21 protein-coding genes are annotated in these 21,027 nt (G+C 38.2%); 13 read left to right on the forward strand and 8 right to left on the reverse strand.

Annotated elements, in window-relative coordinates:
- The first annotated feature begins 112 nt into the window (after window positions 1-112).
- On the forward strand, window positions 113-601 hold the full coding sequence (locus BMZ04_RS08000; RefSeq protein ID WP_093267638.1) for an amidase domain-containing protein: 489 nt from the start codon (window positions 113-115) through the stop codon (window positions 599-601).
- A 252-nt stretch (window positions 602-853) separates the two neighbouring features.
- Here the strand turns inward: BMZ04_RS08000 and BMZ04_RS08005 are convergent, their stop codons facing one another.
- Both BMZ04_RS08005 and BMZ04_RS08010 read right to left on the reverse strand, forming a co-directional pair.
- Window positions 854-1,714 (reverse strand): DegV family protein, encoded by an 861-nt coding sequence (locus BMZ04_RS08005; RefSeq protein ID WP_369802638.1) that lies wholly within the window; start codon window positions 1,712-1,714, stop codon window positions 854-856.
- A 96-nt stretch (window positions 1,715-1,810) separates the two neighbouring features.
- Entirely contained in the window at window positions 1,811-2,383 is a 573-nt protein-coding gene (locus BMZ04_RS08010; RefSeq protein ID WP_093267642.1) for a glycerol-3-phosphate acyltransferase, read from the reverse strand.
- A gap of 111 nt (window positions 2,384-2,494) precedes the next feature.
- Here BMZ04_RS08010 and BMZ04_RS08015 point away from each other — a divergent pair, with 111 nt between their 5' ends.
- Window positions 2,495-3,067 (forward strand): nitroreductase family protein, encoded by a 573-nt coding sequence (locus BMZ04_RS08015; RefSeq protein WP_093267644.1) that lies wholly within the window; start codon window positions 2,495-2,497, stop codon window positions 3,065-3,067.
- A 60-nt stretch (window positions 3,068-3,127) separates the two neighbouring features.
- Here the strand turns inward: BMZ04_RS08015 and BMZ04_RS08020 are convergent, their stop codons facing one another.
- Window positions 3,128-4,525 carry a dipeptidase gene (locus tag BMZ04_RS08020; protein ID WP_093267646.1) on the reverse strand — a complete coding sequence of 466 codons (1,398 nt, stop codon included), beginning with the start codon at window positions 4,523-4,525 and terminating at the stop codon, window positions 3,128-3,130.
- 133 nt (window positions 4,526-4,658) lie between these two features.
- On the opposite strand from BMZ04_RS08020, the gene BMZ04_RS08025 reads away from it, so the two are divergent.
- Window positions 4,659-5,924, forward strand: a complete 1,266-nt coding sequence (locus BMZ04_RS08025) for a hemolysin family protein (RefSeq protein ID WP_369802639.1) — start codon at window positions 4,659-4,661, stop codon at window positions 5,922-5,924.
- A 275-nt stretch (window positions 5,925-6,199) separates the two neighbouring features.
- Window positions 6,200-6,748 (forward strand): RNA polymerase sigma factor, encoded by a 549-nt coding sequence (locus BMZ04_RS08030; protein ID WP_093267648.1) that lies wholly within the window; start codon window positions 6,200-6,202, stop codon window positions 6,746-6,748.
- A 715-nt stretch (window positions 6,749-7,463) separates the two neighbouring features.
- Here BMZ04_RS08030 and abc-f read toward each other — a convergent pair.
- From abc-f to BMZ04_RS08045, 3 genes are all read right to left on the reverse strand, one after another.
- The gene (gene abc-f / locus BMZ04_RS08035) at window positions 7,464-9,032 is read right to left on the reverse strand and encodes a ribosomal protection-like ABC-F family protein (RefSeq protein ID WP_093267650.1); all 1,569 of its coding nucleotides are present in this window, start codon (window positions 9,030-9,032) and stop codon (window positions 7,464-7,466) included.
- A 132-nt stretch (window positions 9,033-9,164) separates the two neighbouring features.
- Complete coding sequence (locus BMZ04_RS08040) at window positions 9,165-9,347, reverse strand: SE1832 family protein (protein WP_093267652.1); 183 nt, start codon at window positions 9,345-9,347, stop codon at window positions 9,165-9,167.
- Between the two features lie 47 nt (window positions 9,348-9,394).
- Window positions 9,395-10,399, reverse strand: a complete 1,005-nt coding sequence (locus tag BMZ04_RS08045; RefSeq protein WP_093267654.1) for a hypothetical protein — start codon at window positions 10,397-10,399, stop codon at window positions 9,395-9,397.
- Window positions 10,400-11,177: 778 nt separating this feature from the next.
- Between BMZ04_RS08045 and BMZ04_RS08050 the strand changes: the two genes are divergently transcribed.
- Entirely contained in the window at window positions 11,178-11,963 is a 786-nt protein-coding gene (locus BMZ04_RS08050) for an NAD(P)H-binding protein (protein WP_093267656.1), read from the forward strand.
- A gap of 91 nt (window positions 11,964-12,054) precedes the next feature.
- On the forward strand, window positions 12,055-12,618 hold the full coding sequence (locus tag BMZ04_RS08055) for an NADPH-dependent FMN reductase (protein WP_093267658.1): 564 nt from the start codon (window positions 12,055-12,057) through the stop codon (window positions 12,616-12,618).
- A 261-nt stretch (window positions 12,619-12,879) separates the two neighbouring features.
- Here the strand turns inward: BMZ04_RS08055 and BMZ04_RS08060 are convergent, their stop codons facing one another.
- The gene (locus tag BMZ04_RS08060) at window positions 12,880-13,407 is read right to left on the reverse strand and encodes a helix-turn-helix domain-containing protein (RefSeq protein ID WP_093267660.1); all 528 of its coding nucleotides are present in this window, start codon (window positions 13,405-13,407) and stop codon (window positions 12,880-12,882) included.
- Between the two features lie 230 nt (window positions 13,408-13,637).
- Between BMZ04_RS08060 and BMZ04_RS08065 the strand changes: the two genes are divergently transcribed.
- Both BMZ04_RS08065 and BMZ04_RS08070 read left to right on the forward strand, forming a co-directional pair.
- A complete protein-coding gene (locus BMZ04_RS08065) occupies window positions 13,638-14,030 on the forward strand; it encodes a DoxX family protein (RefSeq protein ID WP_093267662.1) in 393 nt (130 codons plus the stop codon).
- Between the two features lie 450 nt (window positions 14,031-14,480).
- Window positions 14,481-16,670: a DNA topoisomerase III gene (locus BMZ04_RS08070; protein WP_093267664.1), complete on the forward strand. Its 2,190-nt coding sequence runs from the start codon at window positions 14,481-14,483 to the stop codon at window positions 16,668-16,670.
- A 60-nt stretch (window positions 16,671-16,730) separates the two neighbouring features.
- Here BMZ04_RS08070 and BMZ04_RS08075 read toward each other — a convergent pair whose 3' ends face one another.
- A complete protein-coding gene (locus tag BMZ04_RS08075; RefSeq protein ID WP_177184377.1) occupies window positions 16,731-17,672 on the reverse strand; it encodes a VOC family protein in 942 nt (313 codons plus the stop codon).
- Window positions 17,673-17,828: 156 nt separating this feature from the next.
- On the opposite strand from BMZ04_RS08075, the gene BMZ04_RS08080 reads away from it, so the two are divergent.
- The 5 genes from BMZ04_RS08080 to resA all read left to right on the forward strand — a co-directional run bounded on the left by BMZ04_RS08080 (window position 17,829) and on the right by resA (window position 20,946).
- A complete protein-coding gene (locus BMZ04_RS08080) occupies window positions 17,829-18,242 on the forward strand; it encodes a BlaI/MecI/CopY family transcriptional regulator (protein ID WP_093267669.1) in 414 nt (137 codons plus the stop codon).
- A 3-nt stretch (window positions 18,243-18,245) separates the two neighbouring features.
- Complete coding sequence (locus tag BMZ04_RS08085) at window positions 18,246-19,094, forward strand: M56 family metallopeptidase (RefSeq protein WP_093267671.1); 849 nt, start codon at window positions 18,246-18,248, stop codon at window positions 19,092-19,094.
- 264 nt (window positions 19,095-19,358) lie between these two features.
- Entirely contained in the window at window positions 19,359-20,000 is a 642-nt protein-coding gene (locus BMZ04_RS08090) for a DsbA family protein (RefSeq protein ID WP_093267673.1), read from the forward strand.
- Window positions 19,990-20,394, forward strand: a complete 405-nt coding sequence (locus tag BMZ04_RS08095; RefSeq protein WP_093267675.1) for a disulfide oxidoreductase — start codon at window positions 19,990-19,992, stop codon at window positions 20,392-20,394. The genes BMZ04_RS08090 and BMZ04_RS08095 overlap by 11 nt, the downstream gene beginning before the upstream one ends.
- A gap of 18 nt (window positions 20,395-20,412) precedes the next feature.
- Complete coding sequence (resA, locus tag BMZ04_RS08100; RefSeq protein ID WP_093267677.1) at window positions 20,413-20,946, forward strand: thiol-disulfide oxidoreductase ResA; 534 nt, start codon at window positions 20,413-20,415, stop codon at window positions 20,944-20,946.
- The last annotated feature ends 81 nt before the right edge of the window (window positions 20,947-21,027 follow it).

Below are 21,027 nucleotides of genomic sequence, written 5' to 3' on the forward strand. Positions count from 1 at the left end.
ATCTTCCTTTCTGAAAAGTAAGTTACCAACTAAAAATAAAAGAAATTCATTGACTCAATACTAGCATATAATTCCCTTGAAATCATATAAACAAATAGAAGGAGGTTGAAAATTGGCAACTTATAACCGTGATGCTGCGGTAGCTTATGCCCAAAAGTGGTGGAATAGCAACAACCCCAAGTTTCCTGTTTTTGATGTGGATTGTACCAATTATATTTCGCAATGCTTATTTGCCGGTGGTGCCCCTATGAGAGGACAGTTTAATCGAGCAAGAGGATGGTGGTTAGGGAATAACACATGGAGTTTTAGTTGGAGTACGCCTCATTCTTTACGCTGGTATTTGGCAGGTTCAACAAGCGGATTACAGGCAACTCAAGTAGATTCCCCGAATAAACTAATCCTAGGTGATCTTATTTTTTATGACTTTGAAGGGGATGGGAGATACGACCATTCGACGATTGTAACAAGCGTTAAAGATGGTATTCCCTATGTAAATGCCCATACGAATAATAGTCGAAACAGGCATTGGAACTATTCAGATTCATATGCCCATACGCCAAACACAAAATATGTATTTTTCCATGTGAAAGACCAATTTTAAAACCAAAAGTGCAAGCGCCTATGCTAGAGGAATAAAGTCTAAGATTATCGCGACATCACGTCGCAACGACTGCATGACCTGCATCGTGCGGGCCTAGGAGGCAGCTCCTCAGCCACCAACGATTTTGTTTGCGCTGGAGTCTAGACGGAGAATCACTTGTAGAAATTTTCCACTTGCCATAGATTTAATAATTTCCAAAGCAATGATAAAAAACAAGGGTAACTAACGCGCATCCGTTAGTTACCCTTGTTCTTATGGGACGTACCAAAGCACAGCTAATGTGTCTTCGCCTGCGTGAACTGCTAAAACAGTGCTTATTTCTCCAATCTCTATTTTAATATTTGGGGATTGAAGTAAAATCGCATCTCTTAAACTTTCAGCTTTGTCTAGTGCATTAGCATGCATAATATACACTAATTTCGCACCTTCTTGTTCAGCCGATTCTACTACTTTATTGATTAAATATTGAACTGCCTTTTTCTCGGAGCGAACTTTATCGAGCTCCTGCAATTCACCTTTGTTGTTAATCTGAATAACTGGTTTTATTTTCAATAAACTACCTAAATAAAATTGGGCACTACTCAATCTTCCGCCTTTATATAATTGAGTTAAATTGCCGATTAAAATATAGTTTCTAAATTTAGTAACTTCTTTTCGTAACAAGGATGCAATTTCGTCAAAAGGTAGTCCTTGTGCTTGCAATTCGAGACCTTTTTCGACGAGTCCTGTTATACCAGCAGATAAAGAAAGGGAATCGACGCATTCCATTTGTACCTCTGCTATTTCAGCACCGCTCATGGAAGAAGAAATGGTTCCGCTTAAACTGTTGGAAACATGGATTGCAATGACGGACTCATATTCTTTGCTTAGTTTCGTATAAATTTCTGCGAATTCTCCAGCGGCTGGTTGAGAAGTTTTTACTGGATCTTTCCCGTTTCGAATACGTTCATACAGCTGTTCAGAAGTTAAGTCTACACCATCTACAAATTGCTGTTGGCCAAAATGAATATTCAGTGGAATTTCATAAACATCTGAATGGTTTTTTAAATGGGGGTTTATATAAGCAGTACTATCTACAACCCAAGCAATCTTTTTCAAAGTCATATTTGACATCCTATCTCATACATTATTTATTTGTTAGTTATTATAGCATATCTATTCTATGTTCATACATATTAACATAGAAAATTGTTATCACATGAATAGTAATTATTTTGTTGATTTCCACCATCGTTTTCCCCAAGATTCTATTACATCCAATCGATGACGATAAAGAATGAGTAGGATTGCAAGAGAAAGAGGCCACAGATGGGAAAATGCAGGAATTATCCAGCATAAAATAGCATATGCACTAAAGGCGATTAACATACTTAATGTTGCGCTTCTTAATAATGCGATTATCATAACAAAACATACTGCCATGATTGCGAATAATAATGGATTTATAACGAGAGCGACTCCTATAAAAGTGGCGATTCCTTTCCCACCTTTAAATTGGAGCCATAAAGGAAACATATGACCGACAATTCCTAATACCCCTCCAATGGCAATGATCTCAATAGTAAAATGATAATGAAAGCCGATGTAGAGGATGAGTACCCCTTTAAGAGCATCTCCCAAAAAAGTTAATAAAAATGCAGTTTTTCCAAGGACGGCACCGGCATTTCGCGCTCCTAAGTTTCCACTACGCATTTTAGTTAAGTCTGTTTTTTTCCATTTTCCAATCCACCAAGCAGTAAGAAAAGTACCGATAAAATAACTGACTATCCAATAAAAAAGCATATGATCACCTCAAATTGTTTGGATGTAAAATAGCAAGTCTTTTAATATGACGCTTAACTTGGTATGATGTTAGTAATAATTGATGCTAAAGAAAAGGGAGTTTTTCATACAATGATGCAACAATCATTAACAATTCGTGATGCAATTATTCAAAGAAGGTCCATCAAGGCATTTAATGGACAACCCGTTGAAAGGGAAGTATTACTTGCTATTATGGATGATTCCATTTGGGCACCGAATCATCAAAATAGACAACCATGGCGTTTTGTAGTTGCTTGCGGCAAAGAACTTTTAGATTTATATGAAGTGTTAAAAGAATTCGCCATTCCAAAGTGGAAAGAGCTGACAGATGAAGAATTAGAAAAACAAATGAAAAAGTTTAAAAATCCGGGGGGCTATATTTTTGTCATCGTCCCAGAAGATGCACGTCAAAAAGAGCGTTTAGAAGATTATGCTGCTGCAAGTATGCTTATTCAAAACATCCAATTGCTTGCTTGGGATCGTGGTATTGGTTCTTGCTGGAAAACACCTGGTTTTTTAGATAATCCTAAATTCCGTGAAGCACTTGGAGTAAAACAAGGGGAACGCATCATTAGTATGTTGCAAGTCGGCTATTTTGACGAAATGCCAAAACCGAAAGAACGTAAACATATGGATGAACTAGTAACGATATTTGGTGAATAAAAGAAGAGCTATCTCCTCATCGAGGGGGATAGCTCTATTTTATTTCAGGCATATTACATGTTATTTTTTTAGTTGCTCTTTTGTCAGATCTGCTAGTTCGTAATAATAATCACCAATAACTCGTAGACCTTGGTCAAAGTTTTCTAAATGGAAATGCTCGTTTGGAGCATGGAAATTTTCAGATGATAATCCGAAGCCCATTAATACTACTGGCAAGCCAAGAATTTCATCAAACGCTGCTACGATTGGGATAGAACCGCCACCACGCGTATATGCAGTTGGAACATTATACACTTTTTCATAACTACGACCGGCCGCTTGAATCGCTGGATGGTCAAAAGGTGTGATAAAAGGTTTTCCTTTATCAAATTCAGTAACAGTAACTGTAACACCAGTCGGTTTATTTTTTTCAATATGCGCTTTTAGTTTTGCTACGATTTCGTCCGGATCTTGGTCTGGTACTAAACGGCAAGTAATTTTGGCGCCGGCTTCACTAGGTAATACTGTTTTGATGCCTTCTCCAGAAAATCCTCCGAATACACCATTCACTTCAAGCGTCGGGCGAGCCCAAACACGCTCCAAATGAGAGTAACCTTTTTCACCGAATAGCTCTTCGACTCCAACTTCTTTTTTCAAATCTTCTTCGTCGAAGCCAAGTGCTTTGTACGCTTCCCGTTCTTCATCGAGTAGGGGACGTACATTTTCATAAAATCCTTCCACTTGAATCGTACCTTCTGCATCACGGAAAGAATCTAACACTGATACGAGTGCGTGGATAGAGTTTTGAACCCCGCCTCCGTATAAACCTGAGTGTAGGTCACCTTTAGCCCCTTTTACGTCAATTTGAACGCCACAAAGACCACGTAACCCGTAGCATACAGCAGGTTGTCCTGGACCTTGCATGCCAGTATCGGAAATGACGATTACATCTGCAGCAAGCTTTTCTTTATTTTCTTCTATATAGGCTTCTAGGTTTGGGCTACCAATTTCTTCTTCACCTTCGATTAAAAACTTTACGTTAACAGGAAGAGATCCTTCTGTTTGAAGAAGAGCCTCTACTGCTTTTACATGCATGAACACTTGACCTTTATCGTCACTTGCGCCACGTGCAAATAACTTATTGTCGCGAACTTCTGGTTCAAACGGTTCGGACTCCCAAAGATTTAGTGGATCAACAGGCTGCACATCATAATGGCCATAAACAAGAATGGTTGGTTTGTCATCAGCATGTAGCCAGTCCGCATATACTACGGGATGACCGTTCGTTTTATCTATAATTACGTTTTCTAAGCCGGCTTTTATGCATGATTCTGCTAGCCACTCAGCACCCTTTTGCATATCATTTTTATGTTCAGATAAGGAAGAGATACTTGGTATACGTAAAAAATGTTTTAGTTCATCTAAATGTGTCTCTCTTTTTTCTGTAAAGTAATTGTTTAACGAGTTTAAATGGCTCACTTGAATACCTCTTTTCATAAAATTTCGTGAATAGAAATAGTATAGCATAAGAATTGTGACAACTAAAATCCGAGTATGCTATAGTAGTAAAAAGAAATACTGAACGATGTTATTATTTTAGGAGGATACAAAATTGTACATAGAATTTGTACTTTTAGCATTTGCATTACTTGTTTCATTCTTTTTATCGGGAAGTGAAACCGCTTTAATGACAGTAAATAGGATGAAGGTCCGACTGAAAGCAGAACAAGGGGACAGAGCTGCGGAAAGGTTGCTCGTTCTTTTATTAAAGTCGGACCGAATGATTGTAACTATATTAATAGGCAACACGATTGCGAATGTTGGCATGACTGTTTTAGTTATTCTCATCGCTGAAAACTATGGCTGGAATATTGTTTGGTCTGTTATCGTACTGACCATATTCATTATATTATTTGCGGAAGTACTACCAAAAACAATCGCTGCAACCTTTTCGGAAAGAATCGTGTATATCGTTGCTCCGATGATTCGATTATTGATTGGGCTATTAAGACCATTATCGTTTTTAGTAGCTGCATTTATCAATATGCTGATTCGCATAGGTTCAAAGGGTGCTGTAAAGGAAACAATCATTACGAAAGAAGAACTGTTAAATATGGTTGATATAGCATCTAATGACGGCACATTTGAAGAGGAAGAATCCGAAAGAATAAGAGGTATATTGGATTTTCCTAATAAAGACGTATCGGACGTATTATTTACGCATCGAACCGAAATGGTTGCATTATCTATAGAATCTACATATGAAGAAGTTCGGGATACGATACTTGAACATTCCTATACGAGATATCCTGTGTATGATGAAAACTTAGACAAGGTTGTTGGGATGTTTTATTCGAAAAAGCTTATCGAATGGTCCATGGATCCATCGCTACAACTCGAAACGCTTATTGATATAGAGCCATTGTTTGTCGTGCAAACACTGAGTGTGGAGAAAGTATTTGAGCTGATGCTCACACATAAAAAGCATATGGCAATTGTGTTAGATGAATATGGCGGTACGCTTGGAATCGTAACCCATGAAGATTTAATCGAAGAAATGATTGGACAAGAAATAGAAGATGAAACAGATGACGATGAAGAAATATTAATACATGAAATGACAGAAAATCGTCTGATCTGCGCAGGACGCGTGGAAATAGAAGAAGTAAACCTACTGTTTAATCTGTCTATAGTAAACGAAAATGAAACAATCGGAGGATTTGTACTGGACCAGCTGGGACATGTTCCAGTAGAAGGTGAGCAATTTACATACGAGAATTTATTCATTGAAATTAATGAAATGGATCGTAGCCGAATTGTGACATTGACGATTACGAAAAGAGAAGAACCGGTAGTTAGTGAAGCGCAAGAGGAGTAGTATTTCCTCTAGCGCTTTTCTTTCTATTGTCTAGCTCTAGCGTCTTGCTCCTGCGCACAGCTCGTCGCAGAAGAACGTTGCCCCTCGGGGTCAAATGTGAAAAAGCTGCTCCTGCGCAAGCTCGTCGCGAACTTAGACTGCATTCTATTGACATAGGCGCTTGCGCTTTTCTTTCTTACACGTTTGTAATTATATTGAAAGAGAATACGATGGAGGGTAAGGTTCAGGTTTGGCATTATAGAGTTATAAAGAAAAGCCGAGCGGAGGAAAAAATGATGCAAGTTAAAATTGAAGATATTTACGAAGAATATAACCGTTACATATATTACTTATGCTTGAAACTAACTAAAAATCAAATAGATGCAGAAGATTTAATGCAAGAGGTATGGATGAAAGTTGTACGATATGAATCGTATATGAAAGAAGTTGACCATGTAAAAGCTTGGTTAACGACCATTTGTATGAATACATTCCGTGATAGATACCGTAAACAGGTAAGACGCAGCAAATACGTTGCAAATCAACCAGAACAACTTGATATCTCCTTATTGGATCTAATCGCTGCAGATGTTTTATCTGTAGAAGAGCAGTTGGAGAAAGAAGATGTGGGAGAAATTATTCGTTCGAAAGTAGCTGAGTTAGATGGTATTTATCAAAAAACAGTTATGTATTTCTATGTGCACCAGTTTTCATTAATCGAAATTGCGGAAGTGATGAAAGTTTCGATTGGTACTGTAAAATCACGACTATTTAGAGCAAAGCAACGTTTAAAAGAGCTTATTATGAATGATGAGATTGCGAAAGATTCATTAGTTTTAGCATAATGTGTAAGAGCTTCCCCGGTTGAAAACGGCTGGGGAGGCTTTTTTATTTTTGGGGAAGAGCTCTATCCGATCAATACTCGTTGGTATGAGAGCATAATCGGGTGCCATCCGCACATAAAATTGGGAACGAGCAAAAAATAGCGCTATCCGATCAATCAGCGTTATTATACGAGCATAACCGGTTGCTATCCGCGCATAAAATTAAGAAGCAAGCAAAAAAGAGCCCTATCCGCTCATTTCTCGCGGTTATCCGCTCGTACCAGGGTTCCATCCGCCCCTAAATAGAATGCAAGCGCCCCTAGAGATGAGGTTTGCCCGTAAACTGTAGTTATCCGCTCGTACCAGGGTTCCATCCGCTCCTAAATAGAATGCAAGCGCCCCTAGAGATGAGGTTTGCCCGTAAAGTGTAGTTATCCGCTCGTACCAGGGTTCCATCCGCTCCTAAATAAAATGCAAGCGCCCCTAGAGATGAGGTTTGCCCGTAAACTGTAGTTATCGGCTCGTACCAGGGTTCCATCCTCCCCTAAATAGAATGCAAGCGCCCCTAGAGATGAGGTTTGCCCGTAAAGTGTAGTTATCCGCTCGTACCAGGGTTCCATCCGCCCCTAAACAAGTTGCAACCGCTCATAACGTTCCGATATAATTTATGCTCACTACTTAATTTGCCACAAAAAAAGCCCCCGAGCTTTTGAAATGCTCAAGGGCTTACACAAAATTATTCTTCAACAACCTCTTTACCAGTAGAGAACCATTCTTCCACGTTCCATACTTTCGTTACCAAACCTTCATAAAACTCAGGCTCATGGCTGACGAGGACAATGGTCCCTTTGAATTCTTTCATTGCACGTTTCAATTCCTCTTTAGCGTGAATGTCTAAATGGTTCGTCGGCTCATCGAATATTAACCAATTGCTTTCTTCCATCATCAGCTTACATAAGCGTACTTTTGCTTGCTCGCCACCGCTCAAAGAAGAAAGGGGACGAGAGATATGTTCGCTTTTTAAGCCAGTGCGAGCTAGTGCAGCCCGTACTTGGTTTTGTTCCATACTAGGATAAGTTTCCCAAATGGATTCAATTGGTGTAATATTACCAGCTTTTACTTCTTGTTCGAAATACGAAGGATATAAGAAATCTCCACGTATTACTTTTCCACCTAGTGCAGGAATCTTGCCCAACATCGTTTTAAGCAAGGTAGATTTACCAATACCATTCATGCCAACAAGCGCTATTTTTTCTCCTCGTTCAATGGTGAATGTAAGCGGTGGGAGCAGTGGGTTATCATAACCAATTTGCAAATGCTCTGCTTCCACAACATAGCGACCTGAACTACGAGATTCTTTAAAACTGAATTCCGGTTTAGCAGCTGTTTCCGGACGGTCAATTCGTTCAATGCGGTCCAGTTGTTTTTGACGAGATTTTGCACGACCAGTTGTAGAGTATCGTGCTTTATTTTTTGCGATGAAATCTTCTTGTTTTTTAATAAAATCTTGCTGTTTCTCATAAGCGTCGATATGCTGTCTTTTATTCAACTCGGCAAGCTCTAAAAACTTCTCATAAGACGCAGTGTAGCGTGTAAGTTTAGAGAATTCCAAGTGGAAGATAACATCTACAATGCCATTCATAAATTCTGTATCGTGCGAGATCAATAAAAACGCATATGGATAGTTCTTCAAATAATTGGATAACCAATTAACATGCTCTTCGTCCAAATAGTTGGTAGGCTCATCCAATAAAAGAACTTTTGGTTTTTCTAATAAAAGCTTAGCCAGCAGAACTTTCGTACGCTGACCACCAGAAAGTGCTTCAACGGGGCGATCTAAACCAATCGCATCTAGCCCAAGTCCACGAGCAACTTCTTCTACTTTCATATCTAATGAATAAAAATCACCAGCATCTAGTACATCTTGTATTTCTGCCATTTTTTCTAATAACACTTCTAATTCTTCTGGTGTTGCATCTGCCATTTGAGCAATTATTTCATTCAATTCTTCCTCTTTTTTATAAAGGGGTAAGAATGCATCACGCAATGTATCGAACATCGAGCGTCCTTGTTGCAGACGAGTATGCTGATCTAAATAGCCGTAATGTGTACCGGGAAGCCACTCGACACGGCCCTCATCGTAAATGATTTCCCCTGTTAAAATGTTCATCAGAGTAGATTTTCCAACACCGTTTGCACCAACGAGTCCAACATGTTCACCTTCCACTAAGCGAAACGAAACGTCTTTAAAAAGCGTACGATCTCCGAATGTATGTCCCAAATTTTCTACGTTTAATAAGCTCATCTATTATTTCCTCCAAAAAGAAAGCTCTGCCTTGGCGTAATTGCGTCCAGACTTTGAATTAATTCAAAGTCTATAACATCCGCCGGAGGCTTAACTTGAAACATAGGAAGTTTAAACTTCCTATGTTTCAAGTTACAATTTCGCGAGCTGTTTGTTTAGTTCTGCAAGGTCTTCTTCCATTTTGGCTAATCTACGTTCGGCGTTTTCTACTTGAGTGGGGTGGCCATTGGACTCTAGTTTTTCCATGTCACCTTGTAATCGGATATAGTCCATTTTTAACTCAGCAATTTCCGCTTGTAGTTGATCTTTTGTCATGAATAATCACCTTCAGCTTTTTGCATTATTGTAGCATAAAAATGGGCTTAACGTACGATTTCTTCTTCGGCTTTTTTATTTGCAATAGTTTGTTCGATTAGTTTCACTACTTCTATTAAACTAGTAGTAAAGTCAAAGTTTTTTTGTTTCTGAATATAAGCTTTTCTTCTGTTATCATGCAATATAATTTCCATCACCGCATTTTGCAAGTATGATTGTTTTATTTTCCGACCAAGTCCTAAGTTAGCGAAACCGTGTCCTTCTTGCGGGAAAGCATAATTTACTTCCTCTTCATGTGCACAAAGAATGATACATGGGATTTGGAATTGAGCCACTAAGAAAGGCATGTAAGATCCGGAAGTTATGACGATATCACTATTAGTAATGAAAGGTGCTTGTTCAGATGTCGAGATAATTTTAATTGATTTGCGAGTCAGTGCAAACCGTTTAAGATCCAGAATATCATGTTTGTAATGTTCGTCTACAAGAACACTAATTTGTAGGGGAATATGAAGTTGAACAAGATGTCTTAGCGTCCGATACGTTAAGTTTTCCGGATCCTCATGAGGAAAAGCAACAACTATATGAGGTGGATCCTGTGTCGTGTTATTATTTTTAGGATGAATGGTCTCTGCTGGAATATATCCAGTTAGTCCGTAAACAAAATTCTCTTTGGAAAGATCTTTTGGATTTTCATATAATGTTTGAAAAACAAGATCAGCTAAAGCACTACCGTCCCCATGATCGTCAAAATGAATAAGAGGACAGTTAAAAGATTTTAAACGGCGGATTAAATCTTTTTCAGAATTTCCGCAATCATGGATCATACAATTTGGGTTAAAAGATTTCAATTCTTCTAGTAAATGTGCATTATTATGAAATGCAAATGTTTTAATATGCCGCTTTTCTAAATAGTTTAGAAGGCTTGTATTAATACTGGGCACAAAAACTTTATAATCTGGCGTTTCTAAAGCAGGTAATAGCGCATTCGCTCGATCAGCAGGATATAAACCACGGTGTGGAAATGTATTTAAAAGGTAAGCTAGTCTCATTTTCATCTTCCTTTCCAGTGCATATTCTTAATATTGTATGGAAAAGGACAGGGGTATATGACAAGAAAAGCGGAAGTGCCTATGTCTGCCCCGACAGGCAAATGGGGAAAAGCGAGGAGGCAGCTCTTCAGCCACCACAGCTTTTTCACATTTGACCCCGAGGGGCAAGGCGCTGTAGCTGGACAACAAGAAAAGCGAAAGCGCCTATGTAAGAGGAATACAGTCTAAGTTCGCGACATCGTGTCGCAACGACTGCATGACCTGCATCGTGCGGGCCTCCGACAGGCAAATGTTCTTCCACAAAAGAAGTTGCATTTTAACTTCGTTGTGGGAGGTTATTTGACCCCGAGGGGCTAGGCGCTGTAGCTGGACAACAAGAAATGCGGAAGCGCCTATGTAAGAGGAATACAGCCTAAGTTCGCGACATCGTGGTGCTCCTGCGCAAAGCTCGTCGCAAAATAAAAAGCATTTCGCAACGACTGCATGACCCGCATCGTGCGGGCCTCCGACAGGCAAATGTTCTTCCACAAAAGAAGTTGCATTTTAACTTCGTTGTGGAAGGTTATTTGACCCCGAGGGGCTAGGCGCTGTAGCTGGACAACAAGAAAAGGGAAAGCACCTATGTAAGAGGAATACAGTCTAAGTTCGCGACATCGTGGTGCTCCTGCGCAAAGCTCGTCGCAAAATAAAAAGCATTTCGCAACGACTGCATGACCTGCATCGTGCAGGACTCCGACAGGCAAATGGGGAAAACTAGAAGTAGGTGAGGGGGATTGAAATGGCAAAACGAACTGCCATCGTAATTGGAGCTACAGGATTTACTGGGCAACTTTTAGTCAAGCAATTATGCGAAAGTGAAGAGTATGTTGCAGTGACGATTATTGCTAGAAGAAATATTACATACACACATGCAAAACTAGAAGTGAAGATTCGAGAATTCGATAAATTAGAAGAAAGAGATTTAGAAATTGCGGATGATTTATTTTGCTGTTTAGGGACGACGATGAAAAGAGCAAAAACAAGAGAAAACTTCGAAAAAGTTGATTTAGAATATCCACTAAGAATTGCTTCTTTAGCTAAAAAGCGTGGTATCCATAACTTTTATGTCATTTCTGCAGCTGGTTCCAATAAAAAATCACCTTTCTTTTACAGTCGTGTAAAAGGAAAAATGGAGCAGGGACTTATCGACTTAAAACTACCCCATCTATCGATTTTTCGTCCTTCGTTATTGACAGGTGGACGAGCAGAATTTCGATTAGGAGAGCGATTAGCTGAAGGCATTTTTCAATTAATTAATCCAATATTGGTCGGTCCATTTAGAAGGTTGCGGGCAATTGAGGGGAAGCGACTAGCATTTGCTATGTATTGTTATGCAGTTCAAGGAAGTAGGAATCATGTCCGTATTTATAAATCGATAGACATCCAAAATGCTAGAGTGATCGAAGAAAACGAAGAAAAACCGATTCCGAGAGAGGAATTATTTGATTGGAGTAAGCGAAAAGATATTTTTGTAGAAGCCGAAAAACTGGACGAAGAAACTAAAGGAAAGGACTTCTCAGTCTAAAGAATGAACTTTTTTAGAACCATGCCAATTATCTCACAAGTGAGCCTCTTCTTTGATACAATAAAGTACGGGTAAAGGAGGTTCTACAACAATGAAAATTCTACTCGTAGACGGAACAATTATCGGCACGAAAACAAGTGTCATTCTTGAAAAAGTGAAAGACTATATAGAGGAAATCAACACAGAACATACATTAGAGATTATTCAATTTGCCAATTATGAGCATCAATTTGTAGATGGCAGACCTTTTGATCATTACAATGACGATATGAAGCTACTTGTCAGTAAGTTCGAGCAAGCAGACGGCTATATAATTGCAACACCAATTTTCCAAGGATCCATTCCAGGTGTTCTAAAAAATGCGTTTGACTTTTTACATCCTAAAACGATGCGATACAAACCGGTGTCGATTGTTGCTAACGGTGGGACATATCAACATCACTTAGTCATCGAAAATCAGCTGAAGCCAATTTTGGACTACTTCAGATGTCTGGTTACACCCAATTATGTATACACGCATATGAGCCATTTCGATGAGAACAACGAAATAGTAGACGAAGATGTACATAATCGTCTACGTGAACTAGCTCGTGTATTTGTCCAATATGCGGAAATGAGCAAAAGTCTTTGCAAAGAGCCAATTGATACGCATTAAATAAGTAAGAGGATATCCCATTCAGTTGGAGATATCCTTTTTTTAATCTAAGTATGAGAAGCGTGTAGGAATTGGTGAATCGGATAATGGATGTGCATAATCGGATAATGAATACTGATAATCGGATAATCAAAAAGAAAAATCGGATAATGAGACTTAATAATCGGATAATCATGAAGCTTTATTCAAAATTAAAATCAGTAGAAATCCCTAAACCAAAAATGCCAAGGAATCTTTTTCCTTGGCATTTTTATTAAATTCTTATCGACCATTTTCCTTATAAACAGCAATGAGTAAAATAGCGTCGTCTTCTCCGATATTTTTTACAAAGTGCGGTACACTAGCATTCCAACTGAATGAGTCGCCTTCATTTGCAATGACGGAATCTTCGCCTTGTTCTGCGAGTATAGTTCCCTTAAGGACGATATGACTTTCTTCTCCTTCGTGCGCAACTGCTTCACCGGTTGATGCACCGGGTGCTAATTCCACATGCATCATTCGTAGCCCACTTTGGGACGTAAGATGTTCTATTTTAATATTATTATGTGTCGTATATACTCGCTCGGACTTCCTTACTACTTTCATATGTTCCTCTTTTTCGAGTAGTAAATAAGGCAATGGAACATCCAAATAGTTTGCGATTGTCTGTAACGTATTTAGGGAAGGGGATGTATTATCGTTTTCAATGTTACTTATAAATCCTTTTGACAACCCGATTTGTTCACTCATTTGTGCAATGGTAATCTTTTTTCGTTTACGTATATCCCGGATTTTGGAGCCGATTTCCACGTTCAACCCTCCCAAAATAATTTTAATTGAATATATCGTAACACATATTTGTTGACGATATCTATAACTAGATGTTATCTTATAGGAAATAAATATTCTTAATAGAAAACTATTTTTCATTGAATGGGCCCAAATGAAAACAATGAATATTTTTTTACACAGTTTGTTCACCTATATGAATAAAATGTTTTTAAGTGAATAAAAACCAACGATGAAAGAAGGAAATAGAGATGGATAAATTAGGAGTTAGTACATTATTATTAAGACTTGTGTTAGGGGTCAGCTTTTTTATACACGGACTTGTTAAGTTTCAAGGTGGTATTGAACATACAGTAGGATGGTTTGATAGCATTGGAATTTTAGGGTTCTTTGCATACGTAGTGGCTACATTGGAATTGGTGGGCGGTATTGCACTTATTTTAGGAATTGGAACTCGTGTAGTTTCTGCATTTTTTATTGTATTGATGTTAGGTGCAATCGTAAAAGTAAAATTTGCTGTAGGATTTTTAGGTACACCTGAGATGGCTGGTTATGAACTAGATCTTGCATTTTTAGTAATCGCTCTATTCTTAGTGATAAATGGAAGTAAGTATTTATCAATTGACGAAGCATTTTTTAAATAAAACATCGAACGACTGATTCTAGTATTATACGAACAGACTCGCTTCGAATTAAATAGTATAGTGTGAAGACTCAAAAAGGTGTTTAAAGACAACTTTTTGAGTCTTTTATTTGGGCTAAGACAAGATGAAGTGTCAGAGCAACCATTTCACCATTTTTTACAGTTCAAATTCTTCAGCGCGTCCGCAAGTTCACTGGATCTGTCCAAAGTGCTCCTGAAAATGAAATAAAACAGATTTTGCTCTTAAAGGGCGACTTACGATTTTCTGCCCGGATTCATCTTCTTAAAAAAGAGCCAACAAGGCAAACCGTTTCTTCTTCAGAGTTGAACCCCACTAAATATTAGGTGATTTTCTTAGTAAGGACACCTAGTCTTCATCATTGCCTACTAACTGAATCTAACCGAAACGTATGCTATATTAATCATATGGATTTACGAAAGGATGTTAAGTATGGCAAAAAGCTTAGTTTTAGCAGAAAAACCATCAGTTGCACGCGATATTGCGCGTGTACTTAAATGTGATAAAAAAGGAAATGGCTATTTGGAAGGCAAAGATTATGTAGTGACATGGGCTCTTGGTCACCTTGTAACGTTAGCAGATCCAGAAAGCTATGATGTTAAATATAAAAACTGGAATTTAGAAGATTTACCGATGCTTCCAGAAAATCTTAAACTGTCGGTGATTAAACAATCAGGTAAACAATATAATGCTGTAAAATCGCAACTTACTCGTGGCGATATTAATGAAATTATTATTGCAACCGATGCTGGTCGTGAAGGAGAACTTGTTGCTCGTTGGATTATCGCAAAAGCGAAAGTAAATAAACCGATTAAGCGTCTGTGGATTTCATCTGTAACGGATAAAGCAATTAAAGATGGCTTTGCCAACTTAAAGCCTGGTAAATCTTATGAAAACCTTTTCGCATCCGCAGTAGCTCGTTCCGAGGCCGATTGGTATATAGGTCTAAATGCCAGTCGTGCACTATCTACAAAATTCAATGCCCAGTTAAATTGTGGACGAGTTCAGACTCCAGTAGTTGCAATTATTGCTAAGCGTGAAGATGAAATCAAGCATTTCAAAGCGCAAACTTACTATGGGATTGAAGCGCAAACAAATGAAAATTTAAAACTTACTTGGCAAGATGTAAAAGGAAATGGTCGTAGCTTCGATAAAGAAAAAATAGATACTACCGTGAAAAAACTAGGTAATGGCAATGCAACGGTTACAGAAATTGAGAAAAAGCCGAAGAAGTCATTTGCACCTGGTCTGTATGATTTAACGGAACTACAACGCGATGCAAATAAAATCTTTGGATACTCCGCAAAAGAAACATTGAACATCATGCAAAAACTGTATGAGCAGCACAAAGTATTAACATATCCACGTACAGATTCACGCTACATCTCATCGGATATCGTAGGAACACTCCCAGAGCGTCTAAAAGCTTGTGGGGTAGGTGAATTCCGTTCTTTAGCAAACAAAATCTTGACTAAGCCTATAAAAACATCTAAATCATTTGTAGACGACAGCAAGGTATCCGATCACCATGCGATCATTCCGACTGAAGGATACGTAAACTTCTCTGCCTTCAATGATAAAGAACGTAAAATCTATGACTTAGTCGTAAAACGCTTTCTGGCAGTCCTATTTCCAGCTTTTGAGTACGAACAATTAACGTTACGTGCAAAAATTGGTGATGAGAACTTTGTAGCAAGAGGAAAAACGATTTTAGTGAGTGGTTGGAAAGAGGTATACCAAAATCACTTTGAAGATGACGAGGCGGCAGATGATTTAAAAGAACAGATTTTACCACGCATCGAAAAAGGCGATACTTTAAACGTGAAATTGATTGCCCAAACGTCTGGACAAACAAAGCCACCTGCACGCTTTAATGAAGCAACATTATTAACGGCAATGGAAAATCCTACAAAATATATGGAAACGCAAAATAAACAGCTTGCTGACACATTAAAATCGACAGGTGGATTAGGTACTGTTGCAACTCGTGCTGACATCATCGATAAGTTATTCAACTCATTCTTAATCGAAAAGCGTGGTAAAGACATTCACATCACTTCAAAAGGTCGCCAGTTGCTTGATTTAGTACCGGAAGAATTAAAATCACCTACGTTAACAGGTGAATGGGAACAAAAGCTCGAAGCTATCGCAAACGGCAAACTGAAAAAAGAAGTTTTCATTGCGGAGATGAAGAAGTATACGAAAGAGATCGTTTCTGAAATTAAAAGCAGCGATAAGAAATATAAACACGATAACATTTCGACAAAGTCTTGCCCAGATTGCGGCAAACCGATGCTTGAAGTGAACGGTAAAAAAGGAAAAATGCTAGTTTGTCAAGATCGTGAATGTGGTCACCGTAAGAATGTGGCACGTGTAACGAATGCTCGCTGCCCACAATGTAAAAAGAAGCTAGAACTGCGTGGTGAAGGTGATGGTCAAATCTTTACTTGTAAGTGTGGCTATCGTGAGAAGTTATCTGCCTTTGAAGCTCGCCGTAAAAAAGAAGGTAATGGTAAAGTAGATAAACGCTCTGTGCAAAAGTATTTGAAACAGCAGGATAAAGAAGAAGAACCAATTAATAACGCCTTTGCCGATTTATTAAAAGGCATGAAGTTTGATTAATGGGAATAGAAAAATGGGTTGTGCCATATTTGGCCAGCCCATTTTCTATTTAACTACTCATTACTTGCTTATGATTTCAATCGTATTTCTTGAAGGATCTTGAACGATGATGGAGCTATCTTTCTCTTCAAAATGAAAATCCAAGTCAGTCAGTCGCGCTTTTGCTTCATCTAATTCATCTTTTGAAAAAATAAGCGTGAAGTATTTAAGCCCCCTAGAATTATCTGGTGGAGCAGGAATTCCAGTACCTGACCAAGTGTTTAGTGCTACATGATGATGGTAATTATCTTTGGATAAAAACAAACTACCGTTATCTTTGCTCGTTACATTAAGTCCAAGTCCATCCACATAAAACTTCTCCATAATAGCAAGTTCTGTAGCTTGCAAATGCATATGTCCGAGACGTGTATTTTCGGGAAGCCCCTTCCAAGTAGGAGTCGCGTCAGCCACTAATTTTTCGAAATCAATCGGGTAAGAACCACCTACATAACCGCCGTCCTTGTCTCTTTCCCAAGTATCAGGAGGAAGATCCGCATAAATTTCTATCCCATTGCCATCTGGATCTGCTAAATAAAGCGCATCACTATACTGATGATTGGCAGCACCTTGCATTGGATATTCGGTTTGTGCTAAATGCAACAATACATTTCCTAAACTAGCATGATCGGGCATCAAAATAGCAAAATGGTAGAGTCCCGTCGTGGGAAATGGTCTTTCCACAGAATCATCTTGTTCCTCTAGTACGAGTAGGGGAGTATTCCCATCGGCAGTAAGTGTTACCCGTTTTGGTTCTTTAGTTAAAATATCAAAACCAATCACTTGTTGATAAAATTCAGTGAGGGTGTCCACATTAGAAACAACTAAGTGCACTTCTCCAACTCTAGTAGGAGAGTCTGTATTATATGATTCATAAGTTGAATCATTCTTTTTAAATAAAACAAATAGTGTAATGAGCACTATTATTAAGACGATACCTATGATGATTAATCGTTTATTTTTCATTGCATAATACTCCTTTATCATTTAAACTACATATCGTAGTGTAACAAGAAAGCTTTATAAAATACAGCTTTTTGTTCACAGTTTGTATTACGAGCAAATATGTTTGACCGAAAAACCTGTTTAAACTACAATGTGTAATGTGAGGTGGGTTAAGCTATGAAAATTCGAAAATTCAAAATGAATGAAAGTGGATTGAACCGCTTTTTTGGACCTCTGGAAGCAAAAATTATGGACATCTTATGGAACGACGTGGAAATGACGATTAAAGATGTGCAGCAAGTGCTTGATAAGGAAAAGTTAACGAATTTTAACACAGTGATGACCGTCATGAACAGACTAGTGGAAAAAGGAATTTTGCAAAAGAGAGCAGAAGGAAGATCCTCTCTTTACAAACCGCTTCAAACGAGGGACGAGTTTTTAAGTGCGCAATCCAAAGAAATGACAAACGAGCTCATGGATGAATTCGGAAATGTTGTCGTCAGTCATATGTTGGATGCACTAGAAGACGTAGACGATGACCTCGTTGCAAAACTAGAGCTGAAAATAAAAGAATTGAAAAAGGAACAGTAGCCTATGTCCAAACGTCAATCATTGTTTTTATTTTTCGCAGCACTTGTCATTTCGGGCACTATCTTCCTTCAGATGGCGATATACGCTGTCTCTATGCTAGGAGGTTGGAATGCCAAATTTAACCTTGTAGTAGTTTGCCACAGCTGGTTGAAGGCGGCTGGGTTATCATCATTAGAGTTTGCTTTAGATGCACTTGTAATCTTTACGCTATTCTTTACCATTTGGCATATTAGTTCACAATTGATACATACTGCACGTATGAAAAAAAGATTAGAGCAATATAGAGAGAAAAAGCTCACGAACGAGTTAAACCAAACATATAACAATGAAAAAGAAGATTTCATTATTATTTCACACCCTGCACCAATGGCGATTACAATGGGATTTGTGCAACCGAAAATCGTTATTTCAACTGGTCTAATAAATCTATTAACCAATGACGAATTAAAAGCAGTAATCGCACATGAAATGTACCATAAGGCCAATCGTGACCCATTAAAGATATTTATATTATCACTTTGTGCATCAACGATCGGGTATATCCCAATTTTAAAATGTTTTAACAAGCAATATAGAATTATTCAAGAAATTTTGGCAGATGAATTTGCTATTAAAAAACAAGAAACTTCTGTGCATTTAGGTAGTGCACTGTTGAAAATGTTAAAAGTGGGAACGGCTGAAAAAATGCCCTTTGCCTATGCATCATTTGCGGATACATCCGTCAACTATCGGATTGAATATATATTGAATCCATTAAAAAATATTCAAATGAAAATACCTTTGAAAATAGCATTAATATCATTCGCTATTTTTAACATGATTTGCGCCGTTTTTATTTACGCATTAGCGTAGATATCTAACAACATAAGACTGAGCTACATATGATTGGAGCGGAAGGCAATCTAAGTTCGCTGCATCCTGCTCCTGCGCAAAGCTCGTCGCAAAAGAACTTTCGCAGCAACGATTGCATGACCAACATCGTGTTGGCGCTGGAGGTTAATGCAACGCCCGCGAAAAAGCGTCCGCCTGAAGCGGTAATCCCGAGCGGCTATAGTTAGCTTGCGCTTTTTTACCCCATTACACTACATGATGTAGTCTTAATTAGGAGTGTTTTAATTGTCAAAAAAAATATTTTGGATCATTGGAATAATCGCTGTATGTATAATAGGAATCATCGTACTAACAGACGCAAAACAAGAAACAGTAGAAATTGATTATGCTGGACAGCCATTCGTTGGAGAGGAATCGGCACCTGTTGAAATTATCGAGTTCGGGGATTATAAATGCCCGCATTGTGGAGATTTTGACAGCACACTATTTCCTATGATCAATGAACAATTTGTAGAAACAGGAAAAGCGAAGTTTTACTTTATGAACTACTCATTCATCGCACCAGATTCAACGACCTCTGCACAATTTGCGGAATCAGTGTACAAAGAACTTGGCAATGAAAAGTTTTGGGAATTTCACCACTTGTTATTCGCTAACCAAACAAACGAATCTGGACAAGAAAATGTCATGACAGAAGCATTTTTACAATCTGTCTTAGCGGAAGTTGCAACGGCTGAGGAAGTGGAAAAAGTAAATCTTGCATATATTGAAAGTGCAGGAAAAGAAGCATGGCAGAAAGATATGAATATAGCAAACATTCTAGGAGTAGCTTCCACACCAACAATTTACATAGGTGGAAAGGAATTCACAGGAGCAACGATGAATGATTTTGCGAAGATGGTAGAAGAGGCTGCCGATGGTAAATAAGCCACTTTTATTCGCCTGGATCACCTCTATTATTGCGATGGTAGGAAGTTTGTTTTTCAGTGAACGTATGGATTTTATCCCATGCACGCTTTGCTGGTACCAACGGATTTTAATGTATCCATTTGTTATTTTTCTAGGCATCGCTTTTTACCGGAATGATCGCGATATTTATAAGTATATTTTGCCAATTTCCATTATTGGTATCATGACTTCTAGTTATCATTATGCATTGCAAAAGATTCCTTCTATGCATGAGTTCAGTAGCTGTACAAGTGGAGTCCCATGTTCTGGACAATATATTAACTGGTTTGGATTTGTGACTATTCCTTTTCTAGCACTCATTGCTTTTATATTTATTACCGTTATGATGATAATACTTTGGAAACGCAAGTGAGAAAGGAGAATTGAAACAATGGAAAAAAAGAAAAAACGGTTTTACATTCGCACCGTCATTTTGAGTCTATTAGTTGTAGCAATTGTTTTCACCATATACTCCAACTTAACGAAAGAAAAAACAGCTGTATTGCAAGTAGGGGACAATGCACCTGATTTTTCACTTATTGATATGAACGGGGAAAAGCATCAATTATCCGATTATAAAGGACAAGGAGTCTTTTTAAACTTTTGGGGAACTTGGTGTAAACCATGTGAAAGAGAATTCCCGTTGATGGACAAACACTATCAAGATTATAAAGATCAAGGTGTTCAAATACTTGCAGTAAATATTGGGGAATCCAATTTTTCTGTTCAGAAATATGTAGATAGAAAAAGCTTAACTTTTCCAGTTCTAATCGACCACAATAAAAGTGTCATGGAAACATACAATATTAACCCCTTGCCAACAACGATGCTCGTAAACCCAGAAGGTAAAATAGAGAAAATAATTACTGGGGAAATGAGTGATGAAGCAATTAAGAACTATATGGCACAAATTATGCCTAACTAAACCTGTTTATAATAGTAGTACAAACCAAGACAATGGTTTGTACTACTTTTTTTTACGGTAGTGTGCAAAACAGATAGGCTA

This window comes from Psychrobacillus sp. OK032, from assembly GCF_900111345.1.
Classification (GTDB): domain Bacteria; phylum Bacillota; class Bacilli; order Bacillales_A; family Planococcaceae; genus Psychrobacillus.

Excerpts from the sequence above, each read along its gene's own strand:
- BMZ04_RS08005 (WP_369802638.1), bottom strand. The coding sequence starts at position 1,714 with ATGTCAAATATGACTTTGAAAAAGATTGCTTGGGTTGTAGATAGTACT.
- BMZ04_RS08010 (WP_093267642.1), bottom strand. The coding sequence starts at position 2,383 with ATGCTTTTTTATTGGATAGTCAGTTATTTTATCGGTACTTTTCTTACT.
- BMZ04_RS08015 (WP_093267644.1), top strand. The coding sequence starts at position 2,495 with ATGATGCAACAATCATTAACAATTCGTGATGCAATTATTCAAAGAAGG.
- BMZ04_RS08030 (WP_093267648.1), top strand. The coding sequence starts at position 6,200 with ATGCAAGTTAAAATTGAAGATATTTACGAAGAATATAACCGTTACATA.
- abc-f (WP_093267650.1), bottom strand. The coding sequence starts at position 9,032 with ATGAGCTTATTAAACGTAGAAAATTTGGGACATACATTCGGAGATCGT.
- BMZ04_RS08040 (WP_093267652.1), bottom strand. The coding sequence starts at position 9,347 with ATGACAAAAGATCAACTACAAGCGGAAATTGCTGAGTTAAAAATGGAC.
- BMZ04_RS08045 (WP_093267654.1), bottom strand. The coding sequence starts at position 10,399 with ATGAGACTAGCTTACCTTTTAAATACATTTCCACACCGTGGTTTATAT.
- BMZ04_RS08050 (WP_093267656.1), top strand. The coding sequence starts at position 11,178 with ATGGCAAAACGAACTGCCATCGTAATTGGAGCTACAGGATTTACTGGG.
- BMZ04_RS08055 (WP_093267658.1), top strand. The coding sequence starts at position 12,055 with ATGAAAATTCTACTCGTAGACGGAACAATTATCGGCACGAAAACAAGT.
- BMZ04_RS08065 (WP_093267662.1), top strand. The coding sequence starts at position 13,638 with ATGGATAAATTAGGAGTTAGTACATTATTATTAAGACTTGTGTTAGGG.
- BMZ04_RS08070 (WP_093267664.1), top strand. The coding sequence starts at position 14,481 with ATGGCAAAAAGCTTAGTTTTAGCAGAAAAACCATCAGTTGCACGCGAT.
- BMZ04_RS08075 (WP_177184377.1), bottom strand. The coding sequence starts at position 17,672 with ATGAAAAATAAACGATTAATCATCATAGGTATCGTCTTAATAATAGTG.
- BMZ04_RS08080 (WP_093267669.1), top strand. The coding sequence starts at position 17,829 with ATGAAAATTCGAAAATTCAAAATGAATGAAAGTGGATTGAACCGCTTT.
- BMZ04_RS08085 (WP_093267671.1), top strand. The coding sequence starts at position 18,246 with ATGTCCAAACGTCAATCATTGTTTTTATTTTTCGCAGCACTTGTCATT.
- BMZ04_RS08095 (WP_093267675.1), top strand. The coding sequence starts at position 19,990 with ATGGTAAATAAGCCACTTTTATTCGCCTGGATCACCTCTATTATTGCG.
- resA (WP_093267677.1), top strand. The coding sequence starts at position 20,413 with ATGGAAAAAAAGAAAAAACGGTTTTACATTCGCACCGTCATTTTGAGT.